This is a genomic window from Aeromicrobium sp. JP4 (assembly GCF_054957925.1).
Map to the genome: position 1 here is coordinate 1,103,465 of NZ_CM143290.1, position 20,838 is coordinate 1,124,302.

Sequence of the window (20,838 nt, forward strand, 5' to 3'; positions counted from 1 at the left end):
TTTCGGCCCGTTTGTCGAACACCCGTTCTAGACTGGTCGACATGACCTCGCCCGCAGCAGACGCCTTCATCGAGGTGCGGCGTGCGCGGGCACGGGCGGAGTTCGCGGAGTGGAACCTCGTGCTCACGCATCGTGAGCGGGAGATCCGCAGGATCGACTCCGGTGACGAGGTGCCGCTCGGCAAGGAGCTCGCGCGGCGCGGGATCGCGCTCGAGATCGCTCAGCTGCTCGGCATCACCGAGAACTCGGTCTGGCGGATCGTCGTGCAGGGCGAGGAGGTCCGCGACCGCACTCCCGCCGTCTGGGACGCGTTCCGCGACGGCGTGCTCGATGCGCGCCGCGTCGGCCTCATCGCCGACACCGTGGCGAAGCTCCGCTCCCCCGAGGCGATCGAGGCCCTCGACCAGACGGCCGTCGGATACGCGGCCGAGCACACGCCGGGTGAGCTGCGCAGTTGGCTGAAGCGGCTGCGGGCCCGGCTCGAGCCCGAGCAGTTCGAGGACGAGGCGGCTCGCGCCACCGAGCAGCGCCAGGTCGAGATCTCCCACAACGACGACGGCACCTCCTGGCTCAGCGCACTGCTGCCCACCGGCGTCGCCGTCGCCGTGGGCAACCGCCTGCGTGCCGCGGCCAAGGCGCTACCCAAGATCGACCCCGAGACCGGCGAGCGCGACCGTCGCACCCGCGACCAGAAGCAGGCCGACCTCGTCGCCCACTGGCTCACGTGCAGCGAGGGCACCTCCACCGACATCCGGGCCGAGGTCGCCATCACGATCGACGCCACCGACCTGATCGGCCTCACCACCGGCGCCGGATTCACCCGCGGCGACCGCGAGCCGGTCCCCGCGCAGTGGGCGCGCGAGCTCGTCACCAGCGAGCACACTCTCCTGCGCCGGCTCGTGCTCGACCCGCTCGGGAACGTCATGGACACCACGAAGCTCGGCTACCAGCCCAGCGACTCACTGCGCGAGGCACTGCGCTGGCGCGACGGCACCTGTCGGGTCGCCGGATGTCAGGCCGACATCAGGGAAACCGACCTCGACCACGAGCTGGCGTACGACCGCGGCGGCACCACCTCCGCCGAGAACCTGAGATCGCTGTGCCGCCGGCACCACAACATGAAGTCCCACGACCACCTCGACCGGCGCCACCTCAGGCCCCCGGTGCAGTTCGCCGAGTCCTACCTGCGGGGTGCTCCCGTGGTCTATCGCGCCACTAGGCTCGCCGCGTGACCGATCAGATCAGGTTCGTGCTCTCCGAGTCCGACATGCCTACGCACTGGTACAACATCGTCCCGGACTTCCCCACGCCGCCGCCTCCGCCGCTGCACCCCGGAACGCACCAGCCGGTCGGCCCCGACGACCTCGCCGCGCTGTTCCCGCCCGAGCTGATCGCGCAGGAGGTCACCTCCGAGCGCTTCGTCGAGATCCCCGAGCCGGTCCGCGACGTGTACCGCCAGTACCGGCCGTCGCCGCTCGTGCGCGCCCGTCGCTGGGAGAAGGCCCTCGGCACGTCCGCCCGGATCTACTACAAGTACGAGGGCGTCTCGCCGGCCGGCTCGCACAAGACCAACACGTCCGTGCCGCAGGTCTACTACAACGCGATCCACGGCATCAAGCGACTGACCACCGAGACCGGAGCCGGTCAGTGGGGCACCGCGCTGGCCTATGCCTGCTCGCTGTTCGGGCTCGAGTGCGAGGTCTGGCAGGTCGGCGCCTCGTTCGACACCAAGCCGCAGCGCCGCACGCTGATCGAGGTCTTCGGCGGCAAGGTCCACCGCTCCCCCAGCCGCCTGACGGAGTTCGGGCGCTCCCTGCCCGAGGACCACACCGGCTCGCTCGGCATCGCGATCAGCGAGGCCGTCGAGGTCGCCGCCCAGGACGAGACCATCAAGTACGCGCTGGGCTCGGTCCTCAACCACGTGCTGCTGCACCAGACGATCATCGGTGAGGAGGCGCTCAAGCAGCTCGCCATGGCCGGCGAGTCCGGTGCCGACCTGGTGATCGGCTGCGCCGGCGGCGGCTCGAACTTCGCCGGCCTCACCTTCCCGTTCCTGCGCGAGAAGCTGGCCGGGAACCAGTCCCCGCGGATCCTGGCCGTCGAGCCGTCCTCGTGCCCGACCCTGACCCGCGGCGAGTACCGGTACGACTTCGGCGACACGGGTGGCATGACCCCGCTGATGAAGATGTACACGCTCGGCCACGACTTCGTGCCCTCGCCGATCCACGCCGGTGGCCTGCGCTATCACGCGATGGCGCCGCTGGTCTCCCATGCCGTGCACGAAGGACTCGTCGAGGCGGTGGCGCTGCACCAGAGCGAGTGCTTCGACAGCGCGGTCGAGTTCGCGCGCACCGAGGGCATCGTGCCCGCGCCAGAGTCGTCCCACGCGCTGGCCCAGGCGCGCCGTGGCGCGCTGGAGGCCACGGAGCAGGGCACCGAGCCTGTCATCGTCGTGGGCCTGTCGGGCCACGGCCTGCTCGAGCTGGGCGCCTACGACTCGTACCTCAACGGTCGCCTCGAGGACGATCCGCTGTCGGACGCGGACCTGCAGGCGGCGCTGGCCAACGTCCCCGTCATCTGATGTCATTCGACGCATGACGATCGAGGTTCGTCCGGCCACGAAGTTCGACGACGTCCGCACGATGGTGGGGCCCAAGCGGCCCGATGCCGAGTCGTGCTGGTGCCTCAGCTATCGCGTCCCGGGGAAGGTCAACCGTGAGCTGCACCGCGAGGCGCGCGGCGAGTACGTCCGCGAGCTGATGCAGCAGGGCCCGCCCGGCGTCCTGGCGTACGACGGTGACGAGGTGGTCGGCTGGGCCGCGATCCACCCGCGTGCGGACACCTCGTTCGCGACGAACCGCAAGATCCCCCACGTCGACGACCTCGGCGTCTGGAGCCTGTGGTGTATGCGCGTGCGTCCCGGGCACCGGGGACAGGGCATCGCGCACCACCTCATCGAGGGCGCCGTGGAGTATGCCCGTTCCCAGGGGGCGCCGGCCGTGGAGGCCTACCCCGTCGACAACGACGGGGCCAAGGTCGACCTGACGATGGCCTACGTCGGCACGCGCGCGTTGTTCGAGCGAGCCGGCTTCACCAAGGCCGCCGACACGGACTCCGTGCTCAACCGGTTCCCGCGGGTGCTGATGCGGCTCAGCCTGTCCTGAGACGGGATCAGCGAGTCCGCAGCACGTCCTCCGGCACGGGGAACGGGAGGACGTGGGTCGCGGGATCGGCACCGATCACTGAAGCGCCGCCGAACTCGTCCTCCACGACCGTGACCTGCTCGGTCGTGGCCTCACCGATGCGCACGGTCAGGTGATCGCCCTCGGGCGTCGTCAGCGTGTACTGGTCGGCCAGGTAGCCGATGCCCCGCTCGTCGAGCGCCTGCTCGGCCTCGTGCCAGTCGACGCCCGGGGGCGTGGCGCGGCGGCCGAGGAGGTCGAACGCGGCGATGTCGTCACCGTCGAGCTCGATCCACCCGACCACCTCGCCGTCAGCGCGGCGGTGCGGGATCCATCCTTCGGGCAGCATGCGCCAACCCTGTCAGAGATCCGTCGACCATCTCCAGCACTCGGTCGCAGTGCTCGAGGACGTCGTGGTCGTGGGTCACCATGACCACGGCGACGTTCGCGTCGCGAGCGCGATCGGCGAGCAGCTGCACGACCTCGTGACTGCGGCGCCGGTCGAGCGCCGCCGTGGGCTCGTCGACCAGCAGGAGGCTCGGATCGTTCACCAGGGCACGAGCGATGCCCACGCGCTGGCGCTCGCCGCCGGACAGGTGGCCCGGGCGGTGCTTCGCGCGATGGGCCATGCCCACCGCGTCGAGCACGGCCGTCGGGTCGACCCGGCGGCTTCCGGCGAGCCGACCCGCCAGCCGCACCTGGTCGGCGGCCGTGAGCGCGGGCAGCAGGTTGCCCGACTGGAAGACGAAGCCGACGTGCGCCAGCCGGAAGCGCGCGGCGGCGCCCTTCGAGAGGGTGGCCAGATCGGTGCCGTGGACGCGGACCGAGCCCGAGTCCGGGTGGGACAGCGCACCCGCAACGGCCAGCAGCGAGGACTTGCCCGAGCCCGACGGGCCGACGATCGCGACGAACTCACCGGGCTGCACGGTCAGCGAGACCGCGTCGAGGGCGCGGACGCGCGAGTCGCCGTCGCCAAGCTCCAAGGTGGCGTCGACGATCTCCAGGGCGGGGGTGTGGGTGTTCATCGACGGCCTCCCAGCGCGGCGAGTGGATCGATCCGGGTGATGCGCAGGACGGAGACGGCGGCGCCGAGCAGACCCAGCACGATGGTCAGCGCGGAAGCGACGGCGATCGGTCCGGCCTCGAGCTCGAACGGCATGGTGTCCGGCATGACGGCGCCCATCGCGACTCCGGCCGCGACTCCGATGCCGGTGAAGACCAGAAGGACGACGGTCGCCTGAGCGAGGCTGTCGCGCAGCAGGTAGCGGCTGGACGCGCCCATCGCTCGCAGCACGGCGAGGTCGCCGGCGCGCTGGATCGTCCAGACGGTGAAGAAGGCGCCCACGACGAGCGCGCAGATCACGTAGAGGAAGACCTGGATCATGCTGAGGGTCATCGTCTCGGCCTCGTAGCCCGGCGAGGCGTTGAACGACTCGGTGAGCGTCATGCTCGTCGTCCCGGCGGCGCGGTCGGCTGCGGCGAGGTCGACCTCCGCGCCGTCCTGCGCCTGCACGGCGATGGCGCTGAACAGGGGGTAGTCCGCGGCGGCGGTGGTGGCCTGCGTGGGCGGGCCGGGCTGCACGGAGTTCGAGGCGATGAGCTGCCAGGTCTCCAGCGGCAGGTACGCCACGTCGACGTGGCCGAAGGTGGCCTGGCCCTCGGTGAAGCCGACGACGGTCAGCTCCACGTCGATCCGGTCGAGCGTCACGACGGTGCCGATCTCGACCCCGTCGTCGGCGAGCGTCTCGGACACGACGATCCCGTTCACGCCGGCGATGCCGTCACCGCTCGACGTGGCCGGAGCCAGGAAGCCGTCCGGGTCGACGCCGAAGAGCGTGAGGTCGACCTGCTTCCCCGCATCGGTCGTGCTGTTGACGATGCTCACACCCAGCGGCTCGGCGGCCTCGACGCCGTCGGCGTCACGCCACGGGGCGAGCTGGTCGGGCTCGATGATCGAGCGGCTGAACGCGTTGTCCTTCATCGTCCCCTCGTCGAAGGCGAACGCGGTGACCGGCATGGCCTTCAGCCCGGAGACGCCGTCGTTGACGAGTCCGGTGGACAGTCCGGAGAGCAGGACGACGAGCACGGAGATCAGCGAGATCACCGCACCCATCAGGGCGAATCGGCCACGGGCGAACCGCAGCTCGCGCAGCGCTAGGAACATGCACATCCCTCGGGGTCAGAACGTCCCGACACTGTGTCGGGAAGATACCGACAGTGTGTCAGACGCTCCCAACGCGTCAGTCCCGGGGCAGTCCCGTCGTGAGCATCGCGAACACGTCGTCGGCGGTCGTCCCGGCATCGGCGCCGTGCTCGATGAGCTGGACCCCCGACCCGAGCGCACCCTGGACGAGATGGACGAAGCGGTCCGGGATCCCGAGCTCCGCAAGGACCTCGGCGACCGGCCGCATGAGCGCGTCGTGCAGGACCATGAGGTCGTCGAAGCGCGTCGGCGAGAGATCGGCCTGGCGGAGCGCACCGGCGAGGCCATGGTGGCCGTCTGCGGTCATCCGCATCGTGGCGTCGACGAGGGCGCGCAGGCGCGGGAGGCCCGGCTCGACCTGCGCCATCGACTCGTCGAGGCCCCGGTTCCACCGGTCGAACGCCTCGATCGCCACGGCGACGAGCAGGTCGTCCTTCGACGGGAAGTAGTCGTAGAAGCTCGACCGCGACATCCCGGCGCGCTCGGTGACGGTGCCCGGCTTGATCCCCGCGATGCCGTCCTCCCGCAGGACGTCCTCGGCGGCGCGCACCAGCGCGGCGCGTTGCGCCTCGCGGTGCGCGCCGACCGTGGGCGCGGAGATCTTGGGCATCAGCCCATTATGGCCTGACGGTGACCGCGGTTCGTGCCGAAGTCGAGCCCTTCGTCTGGGCCGAGCCGAGGTAGACCGCGCGGATCCGCTGGCTGGAGCGGAGCTTCACCGTCGCAACGGCCTTGCCGTTCGTCAGCCGCACCGTCTTCAGGACCTTCGAGCCCGCCATGAAGCGCACCTTGCCGGTGGGCTGGTGACCCGCCGCGCGGACCGTCGCGACCACCTTGACGGGCTTCAAGCGCTTCACCGCTCGCTTGACCGCGAGGGAGGTGCGGCTCGAGGTCTTCACGACGGTGACGGCCACCGGCGTGCTGGTCGAGGCCGCCGCCAGCGCAGACCCGGTGAACCGTGCCGTCAGGCTGTGGCGCCCGACCGCAAGCCTCGGCAGCGTGACGGTGGCCTTGCCACCGGCGACCTTGGCGCGAGCGACGACCTTCGCGCCGTCGCGCAGCTCGACCGCGCCCGCAGGCGCTCCCCCGACCGAGACCGTCGCGGTGATCCGCTGCGCGTACTCGGCCCGCGAGGCCGAGAGTCGCAGGCCCGTCGTCGTGGCGACCTCCTGCTTGAACGCGTCGGCCGCCTTTCCGAGCCGCAGGAACACGGTCTCGCCCGTGGCGTCCTTGAGCCCGTCGTTGTCGGTGACGCCGTACAGCTGGCCGTCCGCCGCGATCGTGAAGCCCTCGAGCTTCTCCTGCGTCCAGCCCTGTGTCTCCCGCAGGTGCGGGAGGACGTCGATCGCGAGGCGCTTGTCCAGGATCGGCAACTCCTCGGCGGAGTCCTTCGGGATCGTCACGGTGTAGATGCGCTTGTTGCGCGCAGCCGGGCCGTTCAGCTTGTCGCGCTCGATGACCGCGAACGTGTCGGCGTCGATCGCCGTGATCTCGGACAGGCCGACCCAGTCGCCACTGCCGCGCAGCGGGTTCTCGAGCTCGTAGCCGAACCAGTGGAAGCTCTGGTCCGCGACGTCGTAGCGGCCGATCCGCGCGACGTCCTCACCCGTGAGCGGGCGCTGGAGGGCGAACCAGACGTGCTCCCCGGCGGCGTCGGTCGTGGCGGTGACGCCCTCGAGGCCCCACTTGCCGAGCTTGGCCGTGATGTCGGCGGGCAGGCTCACGCGCTCCTGCACCGCGCCGGCGTCGTCGGTGCGCACGAGCACGTTCGCGGGGCCGGTGGCGCCCTCCGAGGCCAGCCAGAAGCCGCCCTGCGGACGCTTGAACAGGCCCTCGATGTCGAGCGGCGCGGGCGCCCCGCCCTCGGTCACGGCCACCGTGTCGGTGATGCGCGCCGGGGAGGCGGAGACGTCGACCCGGTAGAGGGTGCCGTTCTTGACCACCGTGTCGGCGGCGGTCCACAGCGTGCTCGCGTCGGTGGGATCGGCGGTCAGCGCGCCGAGCGCCTGCCAGCCGATCGGGTCGCCGCCCTTGTCCTCGGAGACGATCGACGGGAAGGTCGCCTTCCCGGGCTTCCATGCGTAGAGCCCGACCGTGGCGCGCACGGAGACGCTCGCGTCATCGGTCTCGCTGGAGACGGCGAACAGGCCGCGCGACGGGATCGGCAGCAGGCCCTCGGGTCCGTTGGTCGTCGGCATCACCTGGACGAACTCCGGCTTCGCAGGGTCGCGCATGTCGTAGACGGCGACGAAGTTGCTGCGCTCGGAGCCGACGAAGGCGTACTTGGTGCCGTCGAACTCGGCGACCGCCAGGCCCTCGGGCTCGGAGCCCTTCTTCGCGGCGCGATCGTCGTTGTACAGGCCGTGCTTCACGGCGAGGCGCTCGAAGGTGTTGCCGGCGTCCCACACGACGTCGCCATCGGTGTCGAACACGGTCCAGCCACGGCTCCCGCCCTTCCAGTCGCCCTCGTTCGCGGTGGCCAGGTGGTCGTCGTCGATCCACGCGATCGCGTCGGGCTCACGCACGACCGACGGCAGCGAGTCGGTCAGCGAGATCTTTCCGTCCTTCTTCGCGTCGATGCCCGTGAGGTCGACCGAGCCCGCACTGAAGGCCTTCGTGACCTCGCCGGTGGCGGTGTCGATCAGGACGATCCCGTTGTTCTCCTGCAGGGTCACGGCGAGCGTGCCCTTGCCGTTGATCGAGACGTACTCGGGCTCGGGGTCGGTCGGCTCGGCGATCCCGGCCGCCGCCAGCGTGTCCGCGTCGAGGTCGACGCGGCGCAGGCTCCAGTCGGCGGGGCCGCCCTCGAGGTCGAGCAGCTGCACGAAGCCGCCCGGGGCCTGCGGCAGGTCGCCCTTCGCGCGGCCGGCGGGGGTGAAGTCCTCGTCGCGCTGGTTCTCGATCGCGATGGCCGCGACGGACTTCTTGGCGTCGAGGGCGATCGAGTCGGGCTGACCGGCCAGGTCGATGCTCCGGACGCGGACGCCGTCGGACAGCCGCACGACGTCCAGGCGGCCGCTCGGCTCGGTGAAGGACGCCGAGGTGTCCACGACGACCAGGACGTACTTCCCGACGATGCTCACCGAGGTGGGCTGGTCGTCGGCGTCGCCGAGCTCCTCCAGTGACAGCGAGCCGTCACCGCGCGGGTTCGAGGGGTCGCTGATGTCGAGGAAGCCGATGCGCTTGCCGAGGGCGTCGGTGTAGACGAGCGTCCTGCCGTCGTCGGACACCGCGGAGATCTCGGCGACGGTCTCGGCCGAGGCCGGCGTGCCCGGGGGCACGTTCTGGAACACCGGGTAGGTCGCGAGGCGGTGGAACGACTTCTCGGGGGCCGCGTCGGCGACCGAGGTGGACAGGAGCGGGAGGGCCGTGGCCAGCACGGCGGCGCCGGCGAGGGCTGCGAGGGAACGTGACACGGGCGTCACTGTGTCGGCCTCGCGCCAACGCCGGGCCGCCCCCGGCTGAACGTCGCGTGAACTCAGCGTTGACGCTCAGGCGGCGCCATGTCGCCGCCGGGCCCGCCCTCGGGACCTCCCCCGCCGCGTCCGCCCTGCATCCCGCCCCCGGTGCTCTCGCCGGCGGTGACGGAGGCGACCTCCTCGCCGTCGACCTGCACCGTGTAGGACGCGCCGGTCTCGATGTCGTCGCCGGCGACCAGGAGGTTCCCGGCGGCCTTCGCCAGCGTGTGCGTCGCGACCTCGTTTCCGTCCGCGTCGAGCACGGTGACCGTCGCGCCGGCCGCTGCAGTGCCCAGACTCGCCTGCAGCCAACCCTGCTTCGAGCTCTCCGTCGGGGCCTCGGCCATCCCACCGCTGCCGACCGCGAGCAGGGAGCCACCTTGGACGACGGTGCCCCCTGCGGCGTCGAGCGCGCCGTTGCCGTCCCGAGTGGGACCGTCGACGACGACGGTTCCACCGGTGATCGTGGTCGTCCCGTTGGAGTCCAGACCGTCGCCCTCGGCGTCGACCGTGACCGTGCCACCCGAGATCACCAGCTCGACCCCGTCCTCGGCCGCCATCGACTCTCCCGATCCGCTGGACGCATTGATCCCGTCGTCGGTCGCCGTGAGGTCCACCGTGCCGTCGGTGATGCTGACGACCGTGCCCTGGACGGCCTCCTCGGACTCGTCGACGACGACGTCACCGCCGGAGATCGCGACCACCGCGCCTGCGTTGAGGCCCTTCGGCGAGGGGTCCTCCTCGGTCGACGGCGCCGTCGCGGTGACGTCCAGCGAGCCCGATGCCACCAGCACGTCCGTGGTGGCCGAGACCCCGTCGTCGCCGACGTCCGCGGTCACCGCGGCACCGTCGAGCAGGACGTACCCCGTGCCCGCGTCGGTGTCGTCGTCGGACTTCAGCCCGTCGCCCCCGGCCGTGATCGAGATCCTCCCACCGTCGAGTGCCAGGTAGTCCTTGCCGCGGATGCCGTCGTCGCCAGCCTCGACACTGATCTCGCCACCCAGCACGACGAGGCCGTCCTTGGCCGTGATCCCGTCGGCTGCCTGTGAGGTCACGGTCAACGCGCCGTCACCCGCGATCGTGAGGTCGTCCGAGGACCACAGCGTCGCGTTCGCGGCGTCCTCCTCCTCGTCGTCGGCCGCGGAGTCCGCGCCGTCGGCGAGCGTGTTCTGCGACCCCTCGGCGAGGACGACGGTCGTCTCATCCGCCTGCGTGACCACCAGCGGCGAGTCGGCCTCCGAGGTGATGCCGACGCCGTCGAGCACCAGCTTCACCTCACCGTCGCCCTCACTGGCGACCACGACCTGGCCGTCGTCGAGCGAGCCCGTGAGGACGTACGTCCCCGCCGCGCCGATCGTCACGGTGTCGCCGTCAATCGCCACAGCAGCGTCGTCCGACGTCGTGGACGCGCCGTCGGCCAGCGTGATGCTGATCGCGCTCGCCGCGTCGTACTGCGCGGCGTCCTCGGCGTCGTCGCGGTTCGCGTGCGGGGCGACGTTGTCGGCGAGGGCCTGCTGGGCCGTCACGGCCCCGGTCGTCACGTCCTGCGACGCCTCGTCACCACCTCCGCAGGCAGCGAGCAGCAGCAGTCCGGCGGCGGCGGTGGACGCCGCGACGCGACGCTTCCAGTTCGGGGTGGTCATCGGATCTCCTTGAGGGTTCGCGCCCACTTCAGGGGCGGCAGGTCGGGGTCGAGCGCGGCCAGACCGACCGCGAACTTCGAGAGGGTGGTGGGTCGGTGCCCGCGACGCCAGAGCAGCCGGTCGAACGCCGACGGGCTGGAGCGGCTCTTGGTCTCGACGATCGCCAGGCCGGGCCGGTGGAGGCGAGTCCCGCGACACGCGCGTTCGTCGGTCCACCCGAGGTCGAGGTCGATCGTCACGCGGCTCCCGTCGGGCAGCAGCAGCGTTCGCCGGCGGTACGAGGTCACGACCACGGGCTCCAGATCGGCGGCGCGCACGCCGGTGACTCCGCCTCGCGCCAGGGCCGCGTCGACGAACGTCCGGGCCTCGAGCCCGAGCGGCACCCGTCCCGGATCGGGGTGCTCGATCCGCTCCTTGGCGGTCGTGCCTCGTGGACCGGGCACCTTCACCTCGAGCCAGCAGGTACCCGTGTCCTCGTAGGCGCGCGACCGGACCTTGAACCGGCGGCGCCGGCCGCGGCCGGCCAGGTGGTAGGCGGCCAGGTCCGGGGTGTCGAGGTACGTCGAGCGGTAGGCGAACGTCCGGAGACCGTCGATCTCCAGCTCGCGCGTGCCGGCGGGAGCGTCCTCCAGCAGTTCCTCCACGGCATCGGCCGGCACGAGGTACTTGCGGTCGACACGCGTCAGCAGCGCCGCGTCCTGCACCAGCTCGGCGAGCCCGACCGGCTCCAGCCGCTGGGCCACGAGGGTCATCGGGAGCCGCCCAGGCCACGAACGACGAGCGTCGTCGTGTCGTTGACGAGATCGGTCCGGCGCACCTCGATCTTCCCCGGCTCGGCGCCCAGGAGGACGGTGAGGTGGGAGGCCAGCTCCGACGGGTCGGTGATCGCCCGGTCGATGACGAGCTCCTGACCGCCACCACCACCCGCGAGCCGCTGGTGGTCACCGATCCACAGCACCGCCAGCAGCGCCACCATCAGACCCGGCGCGAGCCAGGAGTCGGCCGGGGCCAGTCCTCCCAGCAGGCCGAGTGCCAGAGCGACGAAGTAGTAGGCGACCTCGCGCTGCGAGAGCTCCTCCGAGCGCAGCCGGATGATCGACAGCACGCCGAAGATCCCGAGACCGAGTCCGGCACTCACGCCACTCGAGGACAGCACGGCGGCGACGGCGAGGACGCCGACGTTGACCGCGAGGTAGGCCACCACCAGCTCGCGACGGCCGCCGCGCGGCAGGAACAGGACGAAGACCATCACGGTGATGGCGACGAGATCGGCTGCGTAGCCCAGGTACGAGTTCATGTGAACAGCACACCAACGCAGCGTCAGCGGTCGGTGTGGCTCGCTTGTGGGCCGGCTGTGGACGCCGGGGACGACTCAGGGGACGAGGACGATCTTTCCCCGCACGGCCCCACGCTCGCTGATCCGGTGCGCCTCGACGACGTCGTCCAGCGGCATGACCCGCCCGATCTCGACCTCGAACGCGCCGGCGGCGACGAGAGGCAGCACGGCCGCGACAGCCTCGTCGCGCCATCCCTGCTGCTCGGGGGTCAGCGGCTCGGGCGAGCCGCCGGACCAGGCCTGCAGGCCGAGCTCGTGGTACTGCGCGCCCTGCACGATCGTGCCGATCCGCGTGTGGTCGACCAGCTCCATGCTCGTCGCGAGCGCCTCCTCGGTGCCGGCGCAGTCGAGCGAGACCGTGAAGCCCTCGGGCGCGGCCTCCCGCAGCCGGTCCAGCAGACCCTCGCCGTAGGCGACCGGCACGGCGCCCAGTTCGCGCAGGCGCTCGTGGTTGCGCTCCCCCGCCGTAGCGACGATCTCGGCCCCGAAGGAGCGCGCCAGCTGGATGACGGCCTGGCCGACGCTTCCGGAACCGCCGTGCAGGAGCAGCCGGTCGCCCGTCTCGACGCCGAGCGACCGCAGCACCTGGTAGGCCGTGGAGACCGGCACGCCCAGCGCGGCGGCGACCTCGAAGTCCACGCCGGAGGGCAGAGCGGTGAGGTTCCCCGGGGACGCCACGACGTGGGTCGCGTAGGTGCCCTGCGTGTTCTGCACGACCACGGCGTCACCGACGCCGCAGCCGTCGACGCCCGGCCCGACGGCCGAGATGACGCCCGCGCCGTCGAAGCCTGCTCGGCGCGGCTCGTCGAACGGCGGCGACGGCCGGATGCCCGCCCGCAGCTTGATGTCGATCGGATTCACGCCCGCGGCCCGTACCTCGACGACCACCGTGCCTTCGCCGGGGGTGGGCTCAGGGCCTTCGTGCAGCTCGAGGACCTCGGGTCCGCCGGTCTGCGAGTACGTCACGTAGCGCGCCATGGGGCAAGTCTGTCGCACTGGACATGAGAAGAGGCCGACCCGGCGGGTCGGCCTCTGTCCGGTGGAGCATAGGAGATTCGAACTCCTGACCTCTTCCATGCCATGGAAGCGCGCTACCAACTGCGCCAATGCCCCGCTAACAACCTCGACAAGATTACCTGCTCGCCCCCGACTTCCCCAAACCGGGGTCGGGTTCGTCCGCCTCGTCGTCGGACATGACCGGCTCGGGCAGCGATCCGGAGTTCCATTCCGCCAGCCGCCACTGCGACATGTCCTCCCACCGGGCCTCCTGCAGCACCGACCAGTGGCAGTTCGACAGGCCGCCGAACTGGCGCCACGACTGCTCGGCGATCCCGAGGAAGGTGAGCGCGCCGGTGCGCAGGACGGCACCGTGGGCGACCACGACGAGCGTCTCGCCGAGCGGCAGCTGCTCGATGTGCTCGCGCAGGGCCTCGTCGAGGCGGGCGCCCGCCTGGGCGTGCGTCTCGGCACCCTCGATGCGGGTCTCGTCGCCGTCGGCCCAGGCCTGCATCTCCGTGGGGAAGCGCTCCCACGACTCGCGCCACGTCAGGCCCTCGCGGGCGCCGAACGCCAGCTCGCGCAGCCGCGGGTCGAGCTCGACCTCCAGACCGGTACGTGCCGCGAGCGCCCGCGCGGTGTCCGCGGCGCGCGACAGGTCGGAGCTGACGATGCGGGCGGGCTGCAGCGACGCGAGGCGCGCGGCGGCCTCCTCGGCCTGCTGGCGCCCCACCTCGTCGAGCGGGATGTCGGTCTGGCCCTGGACGCGGCCGGCGACGTTCCACTCGGTGCGCCCGTGGCGCCACAGGATGACCCGGCGACCCGGGTTCGAACCGGGCTTCACGGCAGCTTCAGGTCGATGGTCGGGCAGTCGCTCCACAGCCGCTCGAGGGCGTAGAACGCGCGCTCCTCGGAGTGCTGCACGTGCACGACGATGTCGCCGTAGTCCATGAGGATCCAGCGCGACTCGCGCTGACCCTCGCGGCGGATGGTCCTGGCGCCGATCTCGAGCAGCTTCTTCTCGATCTCGTCCTTCACGGCGTTCATCTGCGGCTGGTTCGCGGCAGAGCACAGCAGGAAGACGTCGGTGATGGCCAGCTGCTCCGAGACGTCGAAGGCGATGATGTCGGCCGCCTGCTTGTCGGCGGCGGCGAGTGCAGCGGCCCGCGTCAGTTCGATCGCGCGATCGGTGGCGGTCATGAGGGGTCCTTCGGTGGGTCGTGGGGTTGGTAGAGGCGGTGCTTGCCGATGTACTGGACGACGCCGTCCGGCACGAGGTACCAGACCGGCTCGCCGCCGTGCACCCGTGCGCGGCAGTCGGTGGAGCTGATCGCCAGGGCGGGGATCTCCACCAGGGTGACCCGCTCCCTGGGCAGTCCCTCGAGCGTGGACTCGTCCATCTCGTGCCCGGGACGGGTACAGCCGACGAAGTGCGCCAGCTCGAACAGCTCGGCGTGGTCGCGCCAGGTCAGGATCGCGGCCATCGCGTCGGCGCCGGTGATGAAGTACAGGTCGTCGTCGGGGTACCGTGCGGCGAGCTCGCGCAGGGTGTCGATCGTGTAGGTGAGGCCGGGGCGGTCGATGTCGACCCGGCTCACGGTGAACCGCGGGTTGGCCGCCGTGGCGATGACGGTCATGAGGTAACGGTCCTCGGTGGGCGAGACCTGGCGCTCGGACTTCTGCCAGGGCTGGCCCGTGGGGACGAAGACGACCTCGTCGAGGTCGAACCACGACTGCACCTCGCTGGCGGCAACGAGGTGTCCGTGGTGGATGGGATCGAACGTGCCGCCCATCACGCCGATGCGGCGGCGACGGTCGGTCATGCTCAGGTGTGCTCGCGACCCAATCCGAAGAGGAAGGTGATGAGCAGCAGCACCATCAGGATCCCGAGGGCGATGCCGCCGATGATCCAGGGGTTGATGGCGGCCTCGCCGTGGTGGGCCGCTTCCTCGGCGGCCAGCATCAGATCGAGCATGGGCGACAATCTATCAGCGCGTCTGACCCGTGCCGGTCACCACGTACGTGGTGGTGGTCATCTCGGTCAGTCCCATCGGTCCGCGGGCGTGCAGCTTCTGGGTCGAGATGCCGATCTCGGCACCGAATCCGAACTCGCCGCCGTCGGTGAACCGGGTGGACGCGTTGACCATGACGGCCGCCGAGTCGACGCCCATCGTGAAGCGGCGAGCAGCCTCCAGCGATCGCGTGACGACGGCCTCGGTGTGGCCCGAGCTGTAGCGGCGGACGTGGTCGATCGCCTCGTCGACCGAGTCGACGACCCGCGCCGAGATCTGGGCGTCGAGGTACTCGGTGGCGTAGTCGTCCTCGGTGGCCGCGTCGACGCCGTCGAACGCACGGAAGGCCTCGTCGCCGTGGATCGAGACGCCGCGGTGCTGGAGCTCCTTCACGACGCGCGGCAGGAACTCGTCGGCCACCGCACGGTGCACGAGCAGCGACTCGGCCGCGTTGCACACGCTGTTGCGCTGGGTCTTGGAGTTCAGGACGATGTCCAGCGCCATGTCGAGGTCGGCTTCGGCGTCGACGTAGACGTGCACGTTGCCGGTGCCGGTCTCGATGACCGGCACGGTGGACTGCTCGACGACCGTGCGGATCAGGCCGGCTCCCCCGCGCGGGATCACCAGGTCGACGAGACCGCGGGCGGTCATCAGGTCGGTCGACGTGCTGCGGTCCTCGGCGCTGATGGCCTGGATCGCGTCGGCCGGCAGGCCCGCCGAGGCCACGGCGTCGCGCATGATCTCCACGATCACGGCGTTCGACCGGCGGGCCGAGCGGGAGCCGCGCAGCAGCGACGCGCTGCCGGCCTTGAGGCAGATCGCGGCGGCGTCGGCCGTGACGTTGGGACGACCCTCGTAGATCATCCCGATGACGCCCATGGGGACGCGGATCTGCTGCAGCTGCAGGCCGTTCGGCAGTGTGGAGCCGCGCACGACCTCGCCGATCGGATCGGGCAGTGCCGCGATGGCGCGCACGCCCTGGGCGAAGGCGGCGACGCGGTCGGCGTCGAGCGCCAGCCGGTCGATCACGTTCTCCGGGGTCCCCTCGGCCCTCGCCTCCGCCACGTCGTCGCGGTTCGCGGCGACGATGCGGTCGGTGCCGGCGACGAGCGCCTCGGCCATCGCGGTCAGTGCCGCGTCCTTGTCCTTGCGCGTCGCGAGTGCCAGCACGCGCGCGGCGTCACGCGCGCGGAGAGCGGCCTCGCGGACCTCGGTACCCATGCGGCGAGTCTAGTTCGACCGCTCACCCCACCGCGGCGAGGATCTCCTTGACGTAGGCCGCGGAGCGCTCCGAGCCGATGATGCCCGGAGCCATCTTGTTCATGACGTAGGAGATCGTCAGGCCGCGGTCCGGGAACATCACCGTCAGGGATCCGCCCCAGCCGCCCCAGAAGCAGATCCTCCCCTCGGGGATGTAGGGCAGGGTCGCCGGCTCGGGCAGCGCGAACCCGATGCCGAACCGGAGCGGCACGCCGAGCACGAGGTCAACGTTCCGCGACTGCTCGCGGAAGATCACGTCGATGGTCGCGGGTGAGAGCAGCCGCACCCCGTCGACCTCTCCCCCGCGCGAGACCACGGAGAAGGTCCGGGCCAGCGCCCGCGCGTTCGTGTGCGCGTTCAGGGCGCCGAGCTCGGCGCGACGCCACGCGGTGGTGTTCGCGGCGGCCGCGTCCGCGATCGGCCCCATGAACGTGCGGGCCATCGGCGACTCGAGATCGATCTGCGAGAAGTCGATCGGCAGCGGCGGGGGCGGCACGATCTCGGCGACGCGGTCGTCGTCCTGCTCCTGCGCGCCGATCTGCAGGTCGGTGCCGAGCGGGCCGGCGATCTCCTCGGCGACGTACTGCGTGAGGGTCCGCCCGGTCACCCGCCGGACGATCTCACCGAGCAGGTGGCCCTGGTTCATGGCGTGGTAGCCCGAGGCCGTGCCCGGCTCCCACCACGGCTCCTGCGCGGCCAGCCGCGCGGTCGACTCCTCGCGGTCGTACATGTCCTCCACGACGAAGGGCTGGTCCCAGCCGGAGACGCCCGAGGTGTGCGACATGACGTGGCGCACCAGCACGTGCTCCTTGCCGTTCTTGGCGAACTCGGGCCAGTAGGTGGCCACGGGCTCGTCCACGTCGACGAGTCCGCGCTCGACCAGCGTCAGCATCGCCAGCGCGGTGACCTCCTTGGTGGTCGACCAGACGTTGACGATCGTGTCCCGCTCCCACGCGCGGGTGCGGGCGACGTCGGCGTGCCCACCCCACACGTCGACGAGCGTCTCGCCGTCGAGGTCGACCGCGATCGCGGCACCGAGCTCCTCACCCGACTCCAGATTGGCGGCGAAGACCTCGCGCAGCCGGTCGAATCGCGGGTCGGTGTCTCCGTGAACGGTCATGTCTCTCTCCTTCATCCGGTCACCCCAGGAGGGCGACGAAAACTCGGTACGCCGCATCGGCGTCGGGGGCTGCCCCGGTGATCAAGTCGGCGTAGATGAACGACTCCGCGACGCGGACCACCACGAAGGCCAGGGCGTCGGGCGCCAGGTCCACCGGTCCTGGCGGCTCGCTCGCGATCAGCCCGGTCACGAGCGCGAGCATGCGCCCCTGCGTCGGCAGCTCGGCAGTGGTGAGGATCCGCAGGGCCCGCGCCGGATCGCGGTGCAGGAACTCGCGGAACCACGGCTCGTCGATCAGCAACCGCACGTAGGCCCGCAGGACGCGGGCGGCGCGGTGCGGCGTGCCGGGCGGGTACGCCTCGACGGAGGCAGGCCACGCGAGCTTCTCGGTGGTCTCCCAGAGCGCCTCGGCGATGAGGCGGTCACGACGGCCCACGCGGCGGAAGACGGTGCTGCGGTCCACCCCGACCTCGGCCGCCACACGTCCGACGTCCACGGGCTCGCCGGCGATCAGCGCGTGGCGGGCCGCGCGCACGATGGCCTGCGTCGTGTGATCCACGTCACGCATCCTGCCCCATGGGCGGCGCGCGTGCAATGTTTTTCAGATTTGGTGCATCAGGCCGGGGGCAACGGCACCGCCAGCGTCGGGTCCGTCGGGGGCACGTGCACGGTCTCGCCGGTCCACTGGGCGATGGCGATCCGGTACTCGGGCGAGTGCTGGTAGCCACCGTGGGTCATCACGAGCGACCCGGGATCCCCCGACCCGTTCGGGCGCACCTCGAGCGTCGGCCTGTCGTAGACCGGGTCGTCGCAGTCGGAGTAGACGCGATACCCCAGCGGGTCGCCGCGCCGGAACAGGTTCACCCAGTGCTCGGGTCGGGCCAGCAGGAACCGCAGCCCGGTGACGGCCGGCTCACCGCCCGGCCTCCCGTCCGGGACGTCGGGCCAGGCCTCGCGAAGCCCCGTCGCTCCCGGCGTCGGGACGTAGCCCAGCGCGTCGGGTCCGGCCGCGGCAGGGAAGACCCGGCCGTAGATGGCGCGCACCTGGCTGCCGTAGGTGAGCAGCCTCAGCTGCTTCGCCCGGCCGTTGAGCCGGCAGGCCACCGCCACGCAGATCAGCGAGCCCTGGCTGTGTCCCGACAGCACCACGGCGCTCGAGTCGTCGTCCCCCAGCGCCCAGCGGGCCCGCGCCGTGATCTCGGGGACGACGCGCTCGGCGTAGCAGGGCGGCGCGAAGGGATGGGCCGCCCGCGGCCAGAAGGTCGTGACGTCCCACAGGATGCCCACGTTGCGACGGGCCGTGGGTGAGCGCCGCACCCGCGCGCCGGCCATCATCAGTCCGATGCTGCCCAGCAGGGCGATGTAGAGCGAGATCGTGGCGACGTCCCGCAGCCCCGGGTACACCGACCACGGGGCTCGCCCGCCCGAGGAGAGCGCCAGCGTCGTCAGTGCCAGAGCCGTCGTCAGCGTGCCCGAGCCGTCGAGCAGGCGCTCGACCCGGTGGGCCAGCCCGGCCGCGACCCGAGCGTCCGTGACGCCGTCGCGGTCCTGCGAGGGAACCTCGGGATCGTCGCCGAGGACGAGGTCGCGGATGGCCGGTGCGGCCTTCGTCCGGTAGAGCACCACCATCACCGCGGTCAGCACACCGCCGAGGACGAGCATCGACGACAGCATGAGCGGGGTCCACACCAGCACCTGCGGCACGACGAGCGGCGTCTGCGGCGGGTCGTTGACCTTGAGCGCCACCCTGCCGTCGGCGGCCACGACCCGCAGGCACGGCACGAGGGCTCGATCGAGGATGCACGAGGGCGACACGTCGAGCGCACCCGCCGTGCGGAAGCCCTTGGACTCACCGGTGCACGGCTCCTGCGCGGGGTAGGCGGGGTCGTCACCGCGACCGAAGCAGGACCCGACCAGCTGCACCGTGGTGGTGCCCGGCGGGAGCAGCAGCACCGCCTTGTCGACCATCGTCGACGCCGTCGCGTAGGAGGCCACGCCGTCGCTCTCGCGTGCGAGCGCGTCGGTCCGGACCGTGCCGTGGGTGACCCGCACGGCGCCGTTCTCCAGGACCACGCGGGCACCGTCGAGCCGCACGTCGCCGGCGGCGACGAGCCGCGGCTCGCCCTGTGCCGACACCGGCGAGCGCTCGTTCCGGACGGTGATGAGGTCGGCCACGGTCTGCGAGTCGCCGTTGAGGAAGTTCGAGGCGGCGACCGCCCCGGCGGACGTGAACAGCAGTGCCACCATCGTGGCCGCGCCCAGCATCACGGACGCACCGGCACCACCCCACGCGACGCACCGGTTCCCGGCCAGCCGGCTGCGGTTGCGGTGGAACAACAGCAGCAGGCCCCACGCCGCGAGGGTCTCCACCGCCAGCCACCCGGCCGGGACGAACCAGCCCGACACCACCAGCGCGACCATCGCGAGCACCACCACGAAGGTCCACCGCAGGCGCACGCGGCCACCCACGAACACGATGACGTGGACCACCGTGAGCAGGACGAAGAGTCCGATGAACCACAGGTTCGAGCCGTACCAGGCGAGCTCCTGCTTGGCGAAGGAGAGCTCTGCGGTCCACAGCGCCGCCAGGTGCGCCACCACCACGCCCAGGGCCGTCCACGCCAGGATGTCCAGCGGCAGCCGTCGCATCAGGCGCCCCGGTCCGGTCCACGGGAACACCCGGCGCGTGAGCCGGCCCAGGTTCGGCTCGTCGCGGTACTCGAGGTCGTCCTCGTCGACCGTCATGGTGCGCAGCACCACGAGCACCATGATGAGCGCGGCCGCGAGCGTGGTGGGCCACAGCCAACCCCCACTCCCCCGGACGAGCATGTGGATCCCGGTGTAGAGCACCACCGTGGTCAGTCCGGCGGCGATGTGCAGCCGCTGCAGACGCCGCGTGCGCTGCTCCCCGCGCCACATCAGTGGGTGCTCCAGGATGCTGGCGCGCGGCTCGGCCCGCTCCGCGTCGGTCATCGTGACCTCGGTCTCGTGCACCGCGGCCTCGTACCGCGCCAGGCTCTGGAACGACAGGGCGACGAGCGCCAGCAGCGCGCCGAGCGGCACCAGCGACATCACGGCGATGCGCGCCCCCGCGGACAGTCCGGCGATCCGGTCCATCCAGTCGGGCAGCACGGGACACGCGATCGCGTTCGCCCGGAAGCACTGCCACGCGACGAGGTCGATCGCGATGAAGCTCACGGTGAGCATGGCGATCACGGTCAGGATCACGGCGCTGACCCGGACCGCACGCATGCCCCACCGGGCCTGGCCGTTGTCCTCGCCGGCCTGCGTGCGCGCCCAGAACGCGAGATTGACCAGCGCGAAGGGCAGCAGCACGAGCCACAGCACGCGCGTGACCCAGCCGAGGACCCCACGCACGCCCGAGGTCAGCTCACCCCACGAGTACGCCTCGAGGGACAGGCCTGCCGGAAGGGTGCGCAGCGGCGGGTCGGCGCCGCCGGCGATGCGGTAGAAGCCGGTGAGCCGGTCGCCGGCCACCTGGACGACGTCCTCTGGCGGGACGCCCAGCATCGAGTCGGTCGGCGTGCCGCGGACGCCGTGCACGCGCAGCTCCATGACGACCTTGCTGGGCTGCGGTGCGGACATCGGTCCACCTCCCGTGACTCGA

Annotated in this window: 20 protein-coding genes and 1 tRNA gene; 3 read left to right on the top strand and 18 right to left on the bottom strand. The window is 71.5% G+C overall.

Annotated features, from left to right (window positions below):
• Positions 1 to 41: 41 nt before the first annotated feature.
• The 3 genes from ACY1JX_RS05400 to ACY1JX_RS05410 are packed head-to-tail and all read left to right on the top strand — an operon-like array spanning position 42 to position 3,164.
• Entirely contained in the window at positions 42 to 1,232 is a 1,191-nt protein-coding gene (locus ACY1JX_RS05400) for an HNH endonuclease (RefSeq protein WP_462565464.1), read from the top strand.
• Positions 1,229 to 2,581: a TrpB-like pyridoxal phosphate-dependent enzyme gene (locus ACY1JX_RS05405; RefSeq protein WP_286929560.1), complete on the top strand. Its 1,353-nt coding sequence runs from the start codon at positions 1,229 to 1,231 to the stop codon at positions 2,579 to 2,581. The genes ACY1JX_RS05400 and ACY1JX_RS05405 overlap by 4 nt, the downstream gene beginning before the upstream one ends.
• 13 nt (positions 2,582 to 2,594) lie before the next feature.
• Complete coding sequence (locus tag ACY1JX_RS05410) at positions 2,595 to 3,164, top strand: GNAT family N-acetyltransferase (RefSeq protein WP_286929559.1); 570 nt, start codon at positions 2,595 to 2,597, stop codon at positions 3,162 to 3,164.
• A 7-nt stretch (positions 3,165 to 3,171) separates the two neighbouring features.
• Here the strand turns inward: ACY1JX_RS05410 and ACY1JX_RS05415 are convergent, their stop codons facing one another.
• The 18 genes from ACY1JX_RS05415 to ACY1JX_RS05500 form a co-directional block, all read right to left on the bottom strand.
• Complete coding sequence (locus ACY1JX_RS05415; RefSeq protein WP_286929558.1) at positions 3,172 to 3,531, bottom strand: hypothetical protein; 360 nt, start codon at positions 3,529 to 3,531, stop codon at positions 3,172 to 3,174.
• Positions 3,494 to 4,207 carry an ABC transporter ATP-binding protein gene (locus ACY1JX_RS05420; RefSeq protein ID WP_286929557.1) on the bottom strand — a complete coding sequence of 238 codons (714 nt, stop codon included), beginning with the start codon at positions 4,205 to 4,207 and terminating at the stop codon, positions 3,494 to 3,496. The genes ACY1JX_RS05415 and ACY1JX_RS05420 overlap by 38 nt, the downstream gene beginning before the upstream one ends.
• The gene (locus ACY1JX_RS05425) at positions 4,204 to 5,346 is read right to left on the bottom strand and encodes an ABC transporter permease (RefSeq protein ID WP_462565465.1); all 1,143 of its coding nucleotides are present in this window, start codon (positions 5,344 to 5,346) and stop codon (positions 4,204 to 4,206) included. The genes ACY1JX_RS05420 and ACY1JX_RS05425 overlap by 4 nt, the downstream gene beginning before the upstream one ends.
• 76 nt (positions 5,347 to 5,422) lie before the next feature.
• Complete coding sequence (locus ACY1JX_RS05430; protein ID WP_462565466.1) at positions 5,423 to 5,995, bottom strand: TetR/AcrR family transcriptional regulator; 573 nt, start codon at positions 5,993 to 5,995, stop codon at positions 5,423 to 5,425.
• A 7-nt stretch (positions 5,996 to 6,002) separates the two neighbouring features.
• Complete coding sequence (locus tag ACY1JX_RS05435; RefSeq protein ID WP_462565467.1) at positions 6,003 to 8,801, bottom strand: esterase-like activity of phytase family protein; 2,799 nt, start codon at positions 8,799 to 8,801, stop codon at positions 6,003 to 6,005.
• 62 nt (positions 8,802 to 8,863) lie between these two features.
• Positions 8,864 to 10,486, bottom strand: a complete 1,623-nt coding sequence (locus ACY1JX_RS05440) for a carbohydrate-binding domain-containing protein (protein ID WP_462565468.1) — start codon at positions 10,484 to 10,486, stop codon at positions 8,864 to 8,866.
• Positions 10,483 to 11,238, bottom strand: a complete 756-nt coding sequence (locus ACY1JX_RS05445; protein WP_462565469.1) for a polyphosphate polymerase domain-containing protein — start codon at positions 11,236 to 11,238, stop codon at positions 10,483 to 10,485. Before ACY1JX_RS05445 ends, ACY1JX_RS05440 begins: the two co-directional genes overlap by 4 nt.
• Complete coding sequence (locus ACY1JX_RS05450; protein ID WP_462565470.1) at positions 11,235 to 11,783, bottom strand: DUF4956 domain-containing protein; 549 nt, start codon at positions 11,781 to 11,783, stop codon at positions 11,235 to 11,237. The genes ACY1JX_RS05445 and ACY1JX_RS05450 overlap by 4 nt, the downstream gene beginning before the upstream one ends.
• Positions 11,784 to 11,858: 75 nt before the next feature.
• Positions 11,859 to 12,800 (bottom strand): quinone oxidoreductase family protein, encoded by a 942-nt coding sequence (locus ACY1JX_RS05455; protein ID WP_462565471.1) that lies wholly within the window; start codon positions 12,798 to 12,800, stop codon positions 11,859 to 11,861.
• Positions 12,801 to 12,862: 62 nt separating this feature from the next.
• Positions 12,863 to 12,935, bottom strand: a tRNA-Ala gene (locus ACY1JX_RS05460).
• A gap of 19 nt (positions 12,936 to 12,954) precedes the next feature.
• Entirely contained in the window at positions 12,955 to 13,662 is a 708-nt protein-coding gene (locus tag ACY1JX_RS05465; RefSeq protein WP_462565472.1) for a histidine phosphatase family protein, read from the bottom strand.
• Entirely contained in the window at positions 13,659 to 14,018 is a 360-nt protein-coding gene (gene rsfS, locus ACY1JX_RS05470; RefSeq protein WP_181755200.1) for a ribosome silencing factor, read from the bottom strand. Before rsfS ends, ACY1JX_RS05465 begins: the two co-directional genes overlap by 4 nt.
• A complete protein-coding gene (gene nadD / locus ACY1JX_RS05475; RefSeq protein WP_462565875.1) occupies positions 14,015 to 14,611 on the bottom strand; it encodes a nicotinate-nucleotide adenylyltransferase in 597 nt (198 codons plus the stop codon). The genes rsfS and nadD overlap by 4 nt, the downstream gene beginning before the upstream one ends.
• 32 nt (positions 14,612 to 14,643) lie before the next feature.
• On the bottom strand, positions 14,644 to 14,793 hold the full coding sequence (locus ACY1JX_RS05480; protein ID WP_286929548.1) for a hypothetical protein: 150 nt from the start codon (positions 14,791 to 14,793) through the stop codon (positions 14,644 to 14,646).
• A gap of 13 nt (positions 14,794 to 14,806) precedes the next feature.
• Positions 14,807 to 16,051 carry a glutamate-5-semialdehyde dehydrogenase gene (locus ACY1JX_RS05485; RefSeq protein WP_462565473.1) on the bottom strand — a complete coding sequence of 415 codons (1,245 nt, stop codon included), beginning with the start codon at positions 16,049 to 16,051 and terminating at the stop codon, positions 14,807 to 14,809.
• Positions 16,052 to 16,073: 22 nt separating this feature from the next.
• On the bottom strand, positions 16,074 to 17,210 hold the full coding sequence (locus ACY1JX_RS05490) for a serine hydrolase domain-containing protein (RefSeq protein ID WP_462565474.1): 1,137 nt from the start codon (positions 17,208 to 17,210) through the stop codon (positions 16,074 to 16,076).
• A gap of 19 nt (positions 17,211 to 17,229) precedes the next feature.
• Positions 17,230 to 17,769, bottom strand: a complete 540-nt coding sequence (locus tag ACY1JX_RS05495) for a QsdR family transcriptional regulator (protein ID WP_181755194.1) — start codon at positions 17,767 to 17,769, stop codon at positions 17,230 to 17,232.
• Between the two features lie 56 nt (positions 17,770 to 17,825).
• Positions 17,826 to 20,816 carry a hypothetical protein gene (locus tag ACY1JX_RS05500; RefSeq protein ID WP_462565475.1) on the bottom strand — a complete coding sequence of 997 codons (2,991 nt, stop codon included), beginning with the start codon at positions 20,814 to 20,816 and terminating at the stop codon, positions 17,826 to 17,828.
• Positions 20,817 to 20,838 lie beyond the last annotated feature (22 nt).